The following is a 13,254-nucleotide window of genomic DNA, read 5'->3' as shown; positions in this document are numbered from 1 at the left end:
ACCCGACGAGGATCCCGCGCTTGCCCGTCGCACCACGCGACGAGCCAGGTCCTCACCCGGGGCACCCCACCGCGGAAGGAGGGTTGCCGGTCAGCTAGCCGGGGCTTGACGCTGACACTCGTGACCTACGGACGAAGTTAGCGGATGGGCGGGCGATCGAGCCACCCCTCGTCCGCATCTTGAGACGCCGCTCACGTGCTCCGCGAGCGGGAAGGACCGCTGCCCGGCGCCGCGCCGCGCCGGGCAACGGCAGGTCAGACGCGAAATCGGCCGGGCAGCGGGACGATCGCGCGGGAGGACACCTCGGTCGCGGTCCCCGAATACTGATCGGTGCCCGCGGTGAACTGCCAGCCGCCGAAGGTCTTGCCGTCGACGGCCTCGCCGTAGGCCGCCGCGACCTTGGTCGAGACCTCGTCGTAGGACATGCCGTTCCAGTTGCCCGCGCCGACGCCGAAGTCGCGCGAATCGCCGCCCTGCGCGGCGGCCATCGGCAGCGTCCACAGGGTGAAGTGCACGTGGGCGCCGGTGCTGCTGCCACCGCAGGGCAGCGCGTTACCGGTCCGGCCGAGGGCGTCGCCAGGGGCGACCTTCTGGCCGTCGGTGACCGCGATTCCTTCCAGGTGGTAGTACCCGGTCCGCCGGCCGCCGTCGTGGTCGACGGTCACCCAGTCGCCGCCGTCGCAGTGCTGGATCCGGACCGTGCCCGCCAGCGGCGCGCGAACGGTCCGGTCGCCGGGGCTGAAGTCGATGGCGTTCTTCACGCCGGAGGTCCCGTTGTCCGAGTGGATCCCCGCCGAGTAGACCGACTGGCCGGTCTCGAAGGGCAGCCCGAACACGGGAAAGGCGCCGGCCGCTGTCGCCGCCGGGGCGGTGAGAACCGCCCCGGCGAGTGCCGCAGCGACCCCCAGACCGGCGAACCGCACAGGAAGTTTCGTCACCTTGCGTACTCCTTACCCCGCGACACTCACCCATTCGATGGAGTCGATTGCCGGGAAAGTAATCCAAAAGGAGTACAAAAGGGAAGACGTTTCTGAGATCAACCGACGAACAGCTGGTGCCGACCGTGACCTACTGGCCGGATTCGCCCTTCCACCTGGCGAGGCGTCCGGCGCGGTCGACGGCCCGCAGGCGCCGCTCGGCCGCGTCACGGACTTCGGCGGTGGTCACGACGAGTAACTGATCCCGTTCCTGGAGCCGGGTGTTCTTGTTGGGCGTGAAGCCGGTGCCGTCGCGGACGAGGAGGCTGATCGTCGCCCCGATGGGCAGCCGCAGTTCGGCCAGGTAGACGCCGTGCATCTTGGAGCCGGCGTTGATCCGGACCTGCAGGAGTTCCGCGCCCATCTCGTCGAGTGGGGCGGAGTCGACGTCGATCTCGTGCGCTTCGGCGTGCTGGGCAAGCCCGAGCACGCGCGCGAGCGGGGTCAGCGTCGCGCCCTGGAGCAGCGTCAGAACGATGACCAGCACGAACACCGCGTCGACCAGTTCCTGCGCGCCGGGCACCCCCGACGACAGGGGGATCAGCGCGAGCACGATCGGGACCGCCCCGCGCAGGCCCGCCCAGGACAGGAACACCTGTTCTCGCCAAGGGATCTTGAACGGCAGCGCCGAGAGCACCACCGACAACGGACGGGCGAGCAACAGCACGACCGCGCCCTCGACCAGGCCCTGGACCAGGCTTTCGAGGATCCTGCTCGGCGAGGCGAACAGGCCGAGCAGCACGAACAGCCCGATCTGCGCGAGCCAGCCGAGCCCCTCGGCGAAGGACAGCGTGTCCGACCGGTGCGGCAGCTTCGAGTTCCCCAGCACCAGTGCCGCGACGTAGGTGGCGAGCAGGCCCGACGCGTGGGCGAGCTGCCCGCTCGAGTACGCCACGACACAGACCGCGACCGTGGCCAGCGGGTACAGACCGGTGGCGGGAAGCGCCGCCCGACGCAGCGCGAACGCCCCGCCCCAGCCGAAAGCGAGGCCGATCACCAGGCCGGCGGCCAGTTCGTAGACCACCAGCAGCGGCAGCGACCAGTCGACGGTCGCGCCCTCGGCCAGCACGACGACGGCGATGTAGGCCGGGGCGTCGTTGATCCCCGACTCGATCTCCAGCGCGCCGACGAGCCGTTTGCCGATCCCCGCCGATCTCAGCACGGAGAAGACCGCGGCGGCGTCGGTCGAGGCCAGCACCGCGCCCCACAGCAACGCCATCCGCCAGTCCAGGCCCAGCAACCAGTGCAGGGCCGCGCCGGTGACCGCGATGCTCACCACGACGGCCACTGTGGACAGTGCGATTCCGATGCCCAGCGACGGTTTCACGGCCGTCCAGCGGGTGGTGAGGCCACCCTCGGAAAGGATCATCACCAGCGCGGCGAGGCCGAGCGACTGGGTGAGCTCGGGGTTGTCGTACTGGATGCCGAACCCGGCTTCGCCGAGCAGGACCCCCATCCCCAGGTACAGCAGCAGCGAGGGAAGGCCGACCCGGATCGACACCCGAACGGCGATCACGGCGACGAGGAGCACCGCGCCACCGGTACCGAGAACGAGCGGGAGCTGCTCCATGTCGCCTCCCGTCCGGCCGCCGTGAGGGCTCCAGAATAGTGAGGCGGTGGTCGTCACTCGTTCGTGTACCGGTCGAAAAGCGTCCGGATAGCCTGTGTTACAGACTGTCCACTAGGGACTGCGCAGGGCCACCAGGTCGACACCGAGGTCCGCGAACGGTTTCTCCGCCGCGGGCAGGACTTTCACCGCGCGGTTACCCTCACGGGACAACCAGCCGGCACTCACTGCGTGAGACAGTAACGCCGCGGGGACCCGGCCCGCCAAATGATCACGCCGGACCGTCCAATCCAGACAGTCGCGCAGCATCGGGCGGCAGCCGTCGGCGATCTCCACCCCGAGCCCGCCGAGCACCTCGCGTCCGCGACCGGTCAGCGTCAGGCCGTCGGCCTCGTCGATCAGCCCGGTGGCGAGCATCCCGTCCCGCAGCGCGACGCCGACCGTCCCGGCGAGGTGGTCGTAGCAGGTCCGGGCGAACTCGAGCCGTTTCACCCGCACCGACGAACGCAATCCCTTCACCGGGCGGTGCTCGGCGTGCTGCGCCAGATGCTCGATCAGCTCCGCCACCCGGGGGTCGGCTATCCGGACGTAACTGTGCCGTCCCTGTTTCACCCGCACGACGAATCCGGCCTCGGCCAGCTTCGTCACGTGCTCGCTCGCCGTCGACGCGGCCACCTCGGCCGCGCCCGCCAGCTCCGTCACCGTCCAGGCGCGCCCGTCGAGCAGCGCGAGGCACATCGACGCGCGGCTCGGATCGGCGAGCACGGCCGCGACCTCGGCCAGTGCGATCGTTTCCATGCGTTCACCGTAGAAGACCCACGCTTCGGCGAGCGCCGAACCGTCAGCCTGCCAGGAACTTCGCCGCCAGCTGCACCGCGGGCTTGGAGTCGTTGGCACCCTCGAGCATGACGGCGAAGGCGACGTCCCCGCGGTAACCGACGAACCAGCCGTTGGCGTCGGCACCCGAACCGAACTGCGCCGTCCCCGTCTTGCCGAAGACCGCGCCGCTGCCCTTCAACGCCTTCGCCGTCCCCGTCGTGCAGACCTCGCGCATCATCGCGCGGACCTGGTTCAGCACCCCGGCGGACGGAGCCTGGTAACCGGCGTTGACCTTGGTCTCCAGCCCCTGCCACAGCTTCGGCACCACCGGTTTCCCCGTGGCGACGGTCGCGGCCATGAGCGCCGCGCCCAGCGGGCTGACCTGCACCCTCCCCTGGCCGATCCCCGCCTCGACCTGCTCGTCGCCGCTGCCCGACGACTCCACCTTCCCGGTCTCGGTGGCCAGCCCCGGGATCTCGAAGTCGGCGTTGAGGCCGAACTGGCTCGCGGCCTTCGCGAGGCCGTCCGCGGGCAGTTGCCCGGCGAGCCGCCCGAAGGTCGTGTTGCACGACGCGGCGAACGCCGTCTTCAGCGACACCGTCCCCAGATCGAACCCGTTGTCGTTCTTGAGCGTGCGGGTGCCGATCTGCTCACTGCCCGGGCAGGCCACCGGCGAGTCGGCGGAAACCCCGCCCTGCTGCAACGCCGCGGTCGCCGTGGCGATCTTGAAGGCCGAACCCGGCGCGTAGAGACCGCTGAGCGCCTTCGGCTGGTTCCCGGCGGCGCCGTTCTGCGCGACCGCCAGGAGTTCCCCCGAAGTCTTCATCGCGACGATGATCGCCGATCCGCCGAAGCCGTCGACGGCTTTCTGCGCGGCGGCCTGTGACGCCACACTCAACGTCGAGACCAGCGGTTTATCGGTCTCGGCCGCCTGCCCGAAGAGCGTTTCGACCGGTTTGCCGGAGGCGTCGACGCGCGACACCGTGACGGTGGCCGGGGTCCCGGTGCCGCCGTTCTGCTCGGCGGCGACCTTGGACAGCGCCCCCTGCAGGATCGGCGAGACACCGGCCGCGTCACCGCCGACGAGGGCCTTGCCGTCCCGGTCGGCCACGACCGGTTTGGCCGAAACGGGCGCGACGGAAAGCCGCTGCCCGGCTTCGAGCTTCGGGTGGATCGCCGACATCGCCCAGCGGACCACCCATTTCCCGCCGTTGCGCACCAGGTCCAGCTTGCCTTCGTACTTCCAGACGCTGGTGCCCGCGAAGGTCCACGCGGCGTGGAAGGTGGCCGACGTCGTGGTCGCATCGCCTTGCGTCGTCGGGACCTCTCCGAGCGTCGTCTTGACCGACGCCCCGTTGAGTGTGTTGCGCGTCCCCGTCAGCGCGGCCGTGGCCACCGCCGGGTCGTCGACCGGGGCCGTGGTCAGGTCACCGAGGTCGAACAGCCGCAGGAACCGGGCGGCGACCTGCGCCGGGCTGTCCTGCACGTTCGCGGCGGACTCCCCTGGCCCGCCGTCGGCCGCGGGCGCCTGGTCCTCCTTGGCCAGCAACACCACCGCGGCCACCACGATGGCGACCACCGCCAGCACGGCGCCGATCAGGATCCCTCTTTTCCGGGCAGGACTCATGGATTCGCTCTCCCCCAGTGCGGCGCACCCCTCGCGCGCCTCGGGCCAGCCTGCCGATTTCCCCGGGGCAAGGCCGCCTTCGGACGGGAAAGCGGCTATTCCGAATCCGATTCGTGATCCCGGCGATCGGGACCTCCCGGATGCAATGAACGGTCCGTTCCTTGCAAAATTTGCAAGGAACGGACCGTCCATGGCGCTCGCGAGGGTCAGGCTTTGGTGACCGCCACGGTCACCTTGGTGCCCTCGCCGACCGTCCCGGCCGAGCCGTCGGCGACGGCGCCGTAGGCCACCGAAGTCGCCAGCGTCTCCGAAGCGATGAACTCCTCGTGCGTCTTCGCGGCCGTGACCACGTCTTCCGGCGCGTCGACCGTCAGCGAGATCCGGTCGGCGACGTCGAGCCCGGCGTCACGGCGGGCCTGCTGCACGACCCGGACCAGGTCACGGGCGAGCCCCTCGGCCGCCAGTTCGCCGGTCACCTCGGTGTCGAGCAGCACCAGCCCGGCGCCACCCGGCAGTTCCGCGGCCGCGCCGCCGCCCTTGGCGACCAGACGCCGGTCGTACTCGCCTTCGACGAGTTCGATCCCGGCGGCCACGACGGCACCGCTCTCCGACGTCGTCCACTCGCCTGCTTTGACGGCCTTGATCACCGTCTGGACGTCCTTGCCCAGCCGCGGTCCGGCGGCACGCGCGTTCACCGCGACCTCGAAACCGCCGTGCGCGGCGACGTCCGTGGTCAGCTCGACGGACTTGACGTTGACCTCGTCGCGCAGGATGTCGGTGAACTCGCGCAGCGAGTCGGCCTCGTGCGCGGCGACGACCAGCTTGGCCAGCGGCAGCCGCACTCGCAGCTTGTTCGACTTCCGCAGCGAAAGAGCCGAGGACGCCACCTGGCGGACCCGGTCCATCGCCGTCACCAGCGCCGCGTCGGCGGGCAGGTCGAGCGCGTTCGGCCAGTCGGTCAGGTGCACCGAACGGCCGCCGGTCAGCCCGCGCCAGACGACCTCGCTGGTCAGCGGCAGCAGCGGCGCCACCACCCGCGACGTCACCTCCAGCACGGTGTGCAGGGTGTCGATCGCGTCCTGCTCGCCTGCCCAGAACCGGTCGCGCGACCGGCGCACGTACCAGTTCGTCAGCACTTCGAGGAAGTCACGGACGGTCGAGCACGCACCGGCGACGTCGTAGGTGTCGAGCGCGTGCTCGACGTCGGTCACCAGTTCGTGCGTCTTCGCCAGCACATACCGGTCGAGGACGTGCTTCGAATCCGTGCGCCACTGGCCTTCCACGCCCTCGGCGTTCGCGTAGAGCGCGAGGAAGTAGTACGAGTTCCACAGCGGCAGCACGGCCTGGCGGACGGCGTCGCGGATGCCCTTGTCGGTGACGACCAGGTTCCCGCCGCGCAGGATCGGGCTCGCCATCAGGTACCAGCGCATCGCGTCGGAGCCGTCGCGGTCGAAGACCTCGTTGACGTCCGGGTAGTTGCGCAGCGACTTGGACATCTTCTGGCCGTCCGAGCCGAGCACGATCCCGTGCGAGACGCAGGTGCGGAACGCCGGCCGGTCGAACAGCGCGGTCGCCAGCACGTGCAGCAGGTAGAACCAGCCGCGGGTCTGGCCGATGTACTCGACGATGAAGTCGCCCGGGTAGTGGTGCTCGAACCACTCGGTGTTCTCGAACGGGTAATGCACCTGCGCGTACGGCATCGAACCCGAGTCGAACCAGACGTCGAACACGTCCTCGATCCGGCGCATGGTGGACTTCCCGCTCGGGTCGTCCGGGTTGGGCCGGGTCAGCTCGTCGATGAACGGCCGGTGCAGGTTCTCCAGCCGCACGCCGAAGTCGCGTTCGAGTTCGTCGAGCGAGCCGTAGACGTCCGTACGCGGGTACGCCGGGTCGTCCGACTGCCACACCGGGATCGGCGTGCCGAAGTACCGGTTGCGGGAGACCGACCAGTCGCGGGCGTTCTCCAGCCACTTGCCGAACTGGCCGTCCTTGACGTTCTCCGGGTACCAGGTGATCTGCTGGTTCAGCTCGATCATCCGGTCCTTGAACTCGGTCACCGCGACGAACCACGACGAGACGGCGCGGTAGATCAACGGGTTGCGGCAGCGCCAGCAGTGCGGGTACGGGTGCTCGTAGGTCTCGTGGCGCAGCAGCACCGCGCCCTGACGGCCGGCGGATCCGGTGCCGTTCTTGAGATCCTTGATGATGTTCGGGTTGGCGTCGAACACCTGCTGGCCCGCGTAGTCCGAAACGGTGGCGTCGAACTTGCCCTGCGCGTCGACCGGGGTGACCGGCACGATGCCTACCGCGTCGGTGACGACCTTGTCCTCTTCACCGTAGGCGGGCGCGATGTGGACGACACCGGTGCCGTCCTCGGTGGTGACGTAGTCCGCGGACAGCACGCGGTGCGCGTTCTCGTGTCCGGTGAAGTACGGGAACGGTGGGGCGTAACGGGTTCCGAGCAGCTCGGTGCCGGTGTAGTGCCCGACGACGGCCGGCTCTTCACCGAGCTCGCGAGCATACGAAGCGACACGCGCCTCGGCGAGCAGGAACCGCTTGCCGTCGGACTCCACCACGACGTAGCGCACGTCGGGGTGCACCGCGGTCGCGAGGTTGGACGGCAGCGTCCACGGGGTCGTCGTCCAGATCAGGAGATACGTGCCGTCGAGCTCGTTGTCGTTGCCCTCCAGGCGGAAACCGACCGTGACGGCCGGGTCCTGGCGGCTGGCGTAGACGTCGTCGTCCATGCGCAGCTCGTGGTTGGACAGCGGCGTCTCGTCGCGCCAGCAGTAGGGCAGGACCCGGTAGCCCTCGTAGACCAGGCCCTTGTCCCACAGCTGCTTGAACGCCCAGATGACCGACTCCATGTAGGACAGGTCGAGCGTCTTGTAGTCGTTCTCGAAGTCGACCCAGCGGGCCTGGCGGGTGACGTAGTCCTGCCATTCGCCGGTGTAGCGCAGCACGGACTCGCGGCAGGCCTCGTTGAAGACGTCGATGCCCATCGCGTCGATCTCGGACTTCTCGGTGATCCCGAGCTGGCGCATGGCCTCGAGTTCGGCTGGCAGGCCGTGGGTGTCCCAGCCGAAGCGGCGCTCGACGCGCTTGCCCTTCATGGTCTGGTAACGCGGCACCAGGTCCTTCACGTACCCGGTGAGCAGGTGACCGTAGTGCGGGAGACCGTTGGCGAACGGCGGGCCGTCGTAGAAGACGTACTCGTTCGAACCGTTGACGCCGGGGTCGCGGGCGTCGATCGAAGCCTGGAAGGTCCGATCGGATTCCCAGTACGCGAGGACGCGCTTTTCCGACTCGGGGAACGAAGGCTGGGACGGGACGCCGGTCTCGCCGTCCATCTGTGCCTTGGGATACATCTTCGGTGCTCCTCGCGGTTCGTCTCTCTCGTACGGGCTCACGCCCACACGGGGACGAGACGGCCGTTTCCGGCGCGTTCCGCGGTACCACCCCGCTTGCCCGGCCGGTGGTGTTCCGGCTGGGCCGCTCATTCGACGGCTGTGACGGGCCGTACCCGTCCGGTTCTACTGAGGGCTCGTTCTGCTGAGACGCGGGCCCTGTTCTTCCGGAGGCTCCCCGGTGATGGCCGGATCGGTGCCAGTTGATTCAAGGGTAGCGCGCGGGGGCAACCGGGTTGTCCGGGGTGGGCTTATCGATACTGCGGACATGACGCGAGACGACTGGCTGGCCGGACAGACACGGACCTTCACCGCACTGCACGGCAAGCGGGTCGACAAGTGGACCGGCGTGGAGATGGCACTGCGGGAGGATGTGGCGGGAACCGGCCCGCAATTCGCCGACCCCGACGTTCCCTGCCTTCAGCTGTACTGGCTTCAAGCTTGGCTGGACGACGGCAGCGCGCTGGAGATCGGCACCTATCAGGACGACGATGGCTTCGGCCTCCACGGCCACGCGTCGGACAAAGCGTCCGACGACGGCCATTGGAACGGGATCTATCGCTGGAGGTCCCTTCCCGAGTTGCCGATCGGCCCGGTCGAACACATCTCCGTCTTCCACGAGCGGCATTTCCTGGCCGAAGTTCACTTCCGGATCGGAGCACGGCCACTGGCGCTGGTCGCGGGTGAACTGGAGGAGACGCACGAGGGCGGGCTGATCTTCCAACGACTCGACGAATCGGTCCTCGCCTTCACCGATCTTGTCGCGGTCGACCGCGTCCCTTGGAACACGGCGCGACAAGTCCATCCCGCTGCGTTCTGAGAGCGCGGACGTGTAGGTCGTTATACGGTCAGGTCGGCCTAGATCCTGAGGTGCATGGTGTTTCTCCTTGGTGTTCCGGTGGGGTCGAGGTAGGTGGGGGCGGTGAATTCGGGGAGTCCGTCTTGGGCGATCCGGACTTTCCATTCGCTGCGATGGATCAGCCGATGGTGCCGGGTGCAGAGCAGTACGAGGTTGTCGATCTTGGTTTCGCCGTGGTGTCGCCAGAAGACGATGTGGTGTGCGGTGCAGCGGGGTACGGGCATGTCGCAGCCGGGGAACGCGCAGCCACCGTCGCGGATGGTTAACGCATACTTCTGCGCCAGGGAGACGGTGCGTTTCGACCGGCCGATGTCCAAGGGTTCGCCTGCGGTGCCGAGAACTCCTGGTCGCACACGGGCGTCGCAGGCGAGGATGCGGGCGTCGGTGGCGCTGATCGGCCCGACGAGGTCGAGGTGGGCTTCGCCGATGTCGCGGATGAGGTCGTCGTAGGACATGGTGACGAGGATGTGGGTGGCTTCGCCGGCTTGGCCGGGGAGGTTACGACTGGTGGTCTTCAACCGCACGTAGTCGGTGAAGGCATCCCCGTAGCGTTCGTCCTGAGTCCGGGAGTCACGAACACCACCGATGGCTTTATGGGGTTTGGCCATCGGATCCAGGTCGGATTTCAGGCGGGCATACGTTTCCAGGTCAAGCCTGGCCTTGAGGCCGAGGGTGCCGTCGCGGTGTTTGACGAACCGCAGCTCCGGCCGCGTGTCTTTGGGGTCTTCGTTGCGGGGTTCTTTGCCGTCGGGGTCGAGTTCGTCCAGCAGGCGGCGTCCGGCGCGGACGATCTGTCGCGGCCCGGCGTGCCGGGCCAGGTCGACGAGGATCTTCTCCCCGGCTCGCACGTCCTCTTCGGGCACAGTCGACGGGATGCGGGCGAGGGTGCGGATGATGGCGTCAATCTGCGAGCCCCCGATCGCGCCCTCCGCCGCGGCCCGAGCGGTTAAGGGCGCGAGTGGCGACACGGTGCCGCCGCCGACTTCGACGCCGGGGTGCAGGGCGAGGACGCGGTCGGCGCGGGCGCTGGCTTCCTTGTCCGTCACGTGGAAGTCCTCGAAAATCAGCGCCGCCAACGTCGAATGACCGCTGCATCCGCGCACGCCACGGGAATTGATTTCCGCGAGGATCGCGTTCTGTTCCGCATCCGCCTGTCGCTTGATGACTTCCAGTTCCTGTTTGCGGGCATGCAGCGTCGCGGTGTCGACGCGCCACCACTCGGCGGACGTTCCCGGAGCTGCATCGTTGCTGGCCACAACCCCAAGCTACTCCGAATCGAACACCTGCGCTAGCTCAAATGGCCCAACATGGAAGATTCGCAAAGAATGGTAGCCGCGAAGGAAGTTTTAAAGCGGCGAAGCGCTTTAAGGACGCGAAGGCGCCATAAACACTAGATAGCCGCATAACACGAATTGCACTCACGACCACCCACCCCGACACCCAGGGCCCGAGTTGTCATCCCCGCCGTCGCCTCTAGGTTGACGGGTATGTCGATCTGCGAGGCCCCGTGAAAGGGCCCGGACTCCTCGTCGTCCTGTTGGTGGTCCTCGGCGGCGTCAGCGGGCTGGGGTTCCTGCTGGGGCTGGGTAACGCGGCCGTTCTGGCGGCCCTCACCGCGCTCTTCTGTCTCATGGCGGCGGTCGGCGGGCCGCTTTGGGCGGATCTGCGGCTGCTGGCGTGGTTCGCGCCCGCGTTGATCCTCGCGGTCGGCGTGCCGCGGTTGCTGGGGGCGGTGTCGCAGTGGGCGGCGATCGGGCTGCTGGTGGTGATCGTGGTCGTCGCCGGGCTGTTGCCGGTGCTCGGGGCGCGGTTCGTGACGGTCGGCTTGGGGCTCGGGATGGCGTCGCTGTTCGGGTACGGCTTCCAGTTGACGGGGACGGCGTCGGCGGGGCAGATCCTGGGCGCGCCGGCGCTCGCGGTGGGGGTCGTGATCTTGTTGCGGGTCTTGATGGGCGCGACGGATCCGGCCAAACCGACCCGTGACGCGCTGGCCGACGCGCTCGCGACAGGTTCGTCCGAAACGCAGGAGCGCGCGGCGAGGCTCTGGCTCGCGGATCGGCCCCGTCGCTGGACCGGCCGGGTTCTCGGCGGTATGTTCCGGTATCGCGCGGCGACCGGGTTGCTGGAGATCCGGCGGAAACGACTGAACAGCGAAGAAATCGGCGAAACACTCGACGCCGCAAAGGAAGAAGCTGCCAGACTCGCCGAGGCCGTCCGGAGCACGACGGCACCGGACGAGGTCGAACCGGTGCGGCGCAAGGAACCCGTCGGACTTCCCGGCGCCACGGCGAGGCTCGTCGACGGGCTCTGGGACGCACTCGAAACCATCCGGGCCGCGGCGATCGAACGCGACGAGTCGCGTGTGGACGTTCCGAAAGGACTTCGGAAAGAATTGCGCCGCATCGAGCTGAGCGGCGCGTTTTCCTGGCAGTCGGCGCAGTTCCGGCACGCGCTCCGCTGCGGGCTCGGTGTCGGGCTGGCACTGGTGGTCGCGAGTTTCCGGCCCGGCGACCCGCTCACCGTGTCGTTCCTGCTCGGCACTTTCGCCATCATGCAGCCGGAATGGCGGGACAGTCTCGGCAAGGCCTGGCAGCGGATCGGCGGCTCTCTCGGCGGCGCCGTCGTGCTCACACTCGTTCTTTGGCTTCTGCCGCAAGGGTTTCTGCTACCGATCGGGCTGGTCGCACTGCTCGGCGGGTTCTCGTTCATGCAGACGCGGCCGGCGGTGTTCAACGGCTGCATGGTCCTGATGTCGGTCGGCATGAACGCGACCACCAGACATCTCGACCCGCGTTACGTCCTCGTCGAGTACTTGCTTCTGATGGTCCTCGCCGGCGCCATCGCCCTGCTGTTCGGTTTCGCCGCGATCCCCGGCGTGCCGAAACCCGGGCCGGTGGAACGATTCGAGAGCGCGGTCGGCGCCACTCGTGCGCTGCTCGGCTCGGTGGGGCGGAAACTGCGCGGCGAGGACGTCGACCCGCGGACGCTCGGCCGCGAGTTCCGTGCCGCCGCCGTCGCGCACCACGGCCTGCGCGCGGCGGAGCCGGGCACGAAGGAACCCGCGCCCGGCCAGCGGGACGCGCTGGAGAACGCCGCCGAAGCCTTGCGCGGCCTGTCCGTCACCGCGTCGTCGCTCTTGCTGCGGCCGGAATCAGCCAGCGCGGCGGACGCTGTCGACGAAGCGGCCCGCACGCTCGGGACGGAAGAGGCTGCGGAGATCCCGGTGCCACGGGACGCGGACGAGGAACTGCGGCTGGTGCTCGACACGATCGCCGCCGACGTGGTGACGGTCGGCGAAGCGGCTCAGAAGCTCTAAGCCTTCTCGCGGTGCTGCCCGGCGATCTCTGCGTCGGGCGTGCACAGCGCGCACGGGGTGAACCCGAGCTGCCGCGCCTCGCCGATACCGAGCGGGATCGTGTCCCGGGTTTCGAGCCACGTGCACGACGTCACGTGATAGCGCGGGTACTCGTCGACGACGACGACCTCGGTCTCGAGTTCGGAGACGACCGCCACATCCTCGGGGTCGCTGTCCTCCTCGCCGGGGTCGCCGGTGCGCTGCGGCTCTTCCGCTTCTTCAGCGTCGCCCAGCTCACCGGCGGCCGGCATCAAGACGGTCTGCTCGACGTCCTCGGGTTTCTTTTCCTCACCCTCGGCGGACTCGTCGTCGGAGGCGTCTTCGGCCGAGTCTTCCGCCGCTTCTTCGACGGGGACCTCCGCCGCGCGCTTCTTCCGGCGGCGCAGGAGGTCGAAGAGAAGCAGCAACCCCGCGACGACGGAGAGACCGATGGAGATCCAAGCCCACAGGGAGTTCGCGGTGATGAGCGCCGCGACGAGCAGCCCCAGAGCCGCCAGTACCAGTACCAGGACGATGTAGAGCACGGTGAATTACAACACGAGAGCCAAGCGAAACGGCCCCGACCCTCCGGAGAGTGCCGAGGCCGTTCCACTGTGTAGAAACAAACCGTGTAGAAACAAACCGCTTAGAACAACCGGGCAGA

Annotated in this window: 9 protein-coding genes and 1 riboswitch; of the genes, 2 read left to right on the top strand and 7 right to left on the bottom strand. The window is 68.6% G+C overall.

The window, feature by feature from the left end; genetic code table 11:
- Positions 1–11 precede the first annotated feature (11 nt).
- Positions 12–126, bottom strand: a riboswitch (SAM riboswitch).
- 128 nt (positions 127–254) lie between these two features.
- The 5 genes from DMH03_RS27775 to ileS all read right to left on the bottom strand — a co-directional run bounded on the left by DMH03_RS27775 (position 255) and on the right by ileS (position 8,358).
- On the bottom strand, positions 255–938 hold the full coding sequence (locus DMH03_RS27775; protein ID WP_125794945.1) for a M23 family metallopeptidase: 684 nt from the start codon (positions 936–938) through the stop codon (positions 255–257).
- 130 nt (positions 939–1,068) lie between these two features.
- The gene (locus DMH03_RS27770; protein WP_125794944.1) at positions 1,069–2,547 is read right to left on the bottom strand and encodes a potassium/proton antiporter; all 1,479 of its coding nucleotides are present in this window, start codon (positions 2,545–2,547) and stop codon (positions 1,069–1,071) included.
- 111 nt (positions 2,548–2,658) lie between these two features.
- Positions 2,659–3,342 (bottom strand): helix-turn-helix transcriptional regulator, encoded by a 684-nt coding sequence (locus tag DMH03_RS27765; protein WP_125794943.1) that lies wholly within the window; start codon positions 3,340–3,342, stop codon positions 2,659–2,661.
- A gap of 43 nt (positions 3,343–3,385) precedes the next feature.
- Entirely contained in the window at positions 3,386–4,990 is a 1,605-nt protein-coding gene (locus DMH03_RS27760; RefSeq protein WP_125794942.1) for a penicillin-binding transpeptidase domain-containing protein, read from the bottom strand.
- 206 nt (positions 4,991–5,196) lie between these two features.
- Entirely contained in the window at positions 5,197–8,358 is a 3,162-nt protein-coding gene (gene ileS, locus DMH03_RS27755; RefSeq protein WP_125794941.1) for an isoleucine--tRNA ligase, read from the bottom strand.
- Positions 8,359–8,665: 307 nt separating this feature from the next.
- Between ileS and DMH03_RS27750 the strand changes: the two genes are divergently transcribed.
- Positions 8,666–9,217, top strand: a complete 552-nt coding sequence (locus DMH03_RS27750) for a hypothetical protein (RefSeq protein WP_199749048.1) — start codon at positions 8,666–8,668, stop codon at positions 9,215–9,217.
- Positions 9,218–9,255: 38 nt separating this feature from the next.
- Here the strand turns inward: DMH03_RS27750 and DMH03_RS27745 are convergent, their stop codons facing one another.
- On the bottom strand, positions 9,256–10,512 hold the full coding sequence (locus DMH03_RS27745; RefSeq protein WP_125794940.1) for an HNH endonuclease signature motif containing protein: 1,257 nt from the start codon (positions 10,510–10,512) through the stop codon (positions 9,256–9,258).
- A 251-nt stretch (positions 10,513–10,763) separates the two neighbouring features.
- Here DMH03_RS27745 and DMH03_RS27740 point away from each other — a divergent pair, with 251 nt between their 5' ends.
- Positions 10,764–12,572: an FUSC family protein gene (locus DMH03_RS27740; protein ID WP_125794939.1), complete on the top strand. Its 1,809-nt coding sequence runs from the start codon at positions 10,764–10,766 to the stop codon at positions 12,570–12,572.
- On the opposite strand, the gene DMH03_RS27735 is transcribed toward DMH03_RS27740, so the two are convergent.
- Positions 12,569–13,135, bottom strand: a complete 567-nt coding sequence (locus tag DMH03_RS27735; RefSeq protein WP_125794938.1) for a hypothetical protein — start codon at positions 13,133–13,135, stop codon at positions 12,569–12,571. The genes DMH03_RS27740 and DMH03_RS27735 overlap by 4 nt on opposite strands.
- Between the last annotated feature and the right edge of the window lie 119 nt (positions 13,136–13,254).

This window comes from Amycolatopsis sp. WAC 01376 (assembly GCF_003947415.1).
GTDB lineage: Bacteria > Actinomycetota > Actinomycetes > Mycobacteriales > Pseudonocardiaceae > Amycolatopsis.
This window is presented reverse-complemented; position numbering and strand designations above follow the sequence as displayed.

What these genes read in the sequence shown, in the direction of transcription:
- DMH03_RS27770 (WP_125794944.1), bottom strand. Translation starts at nt 2,547, where the DNA reads ATGGAGCAGCTCCCGCTCGTTCTCGGTACCGGTGGCGCGGTGCTCCTC.
- DMH03_RS27765 (WP_125794943.1), bottom strand. Translation starts at nt 3,342, where the DNA reads ATGGAAACGATCGCACTGGCCGAGGTCGCGGCCGTGCTCGCCGATCCG.
- DMH03_RS27760 (WP_125794942.1), bottom strand. Translation starts at nt 4,990, where the DNA reads ATGAGTCCTGCCCGGAAAAGAGGGATCCTGATCGGCGCCGTGCTGGCG.
- ileS (WP_125794941.1), bottom strand. Translation starts at nt 8,358, where the DNA reads ATGTATCCCAAGGCACAGATGGACGGCGAGACCGGCGTCCCGTCCCAG.
- DMH03_RS27750 (WP_199749048.1), top strand. Translation starts at nt 8,666, where the DNA reads ATGACGCGAGACGACTGGCTGGCCGGACAGACACGGACCTTCACCGCA.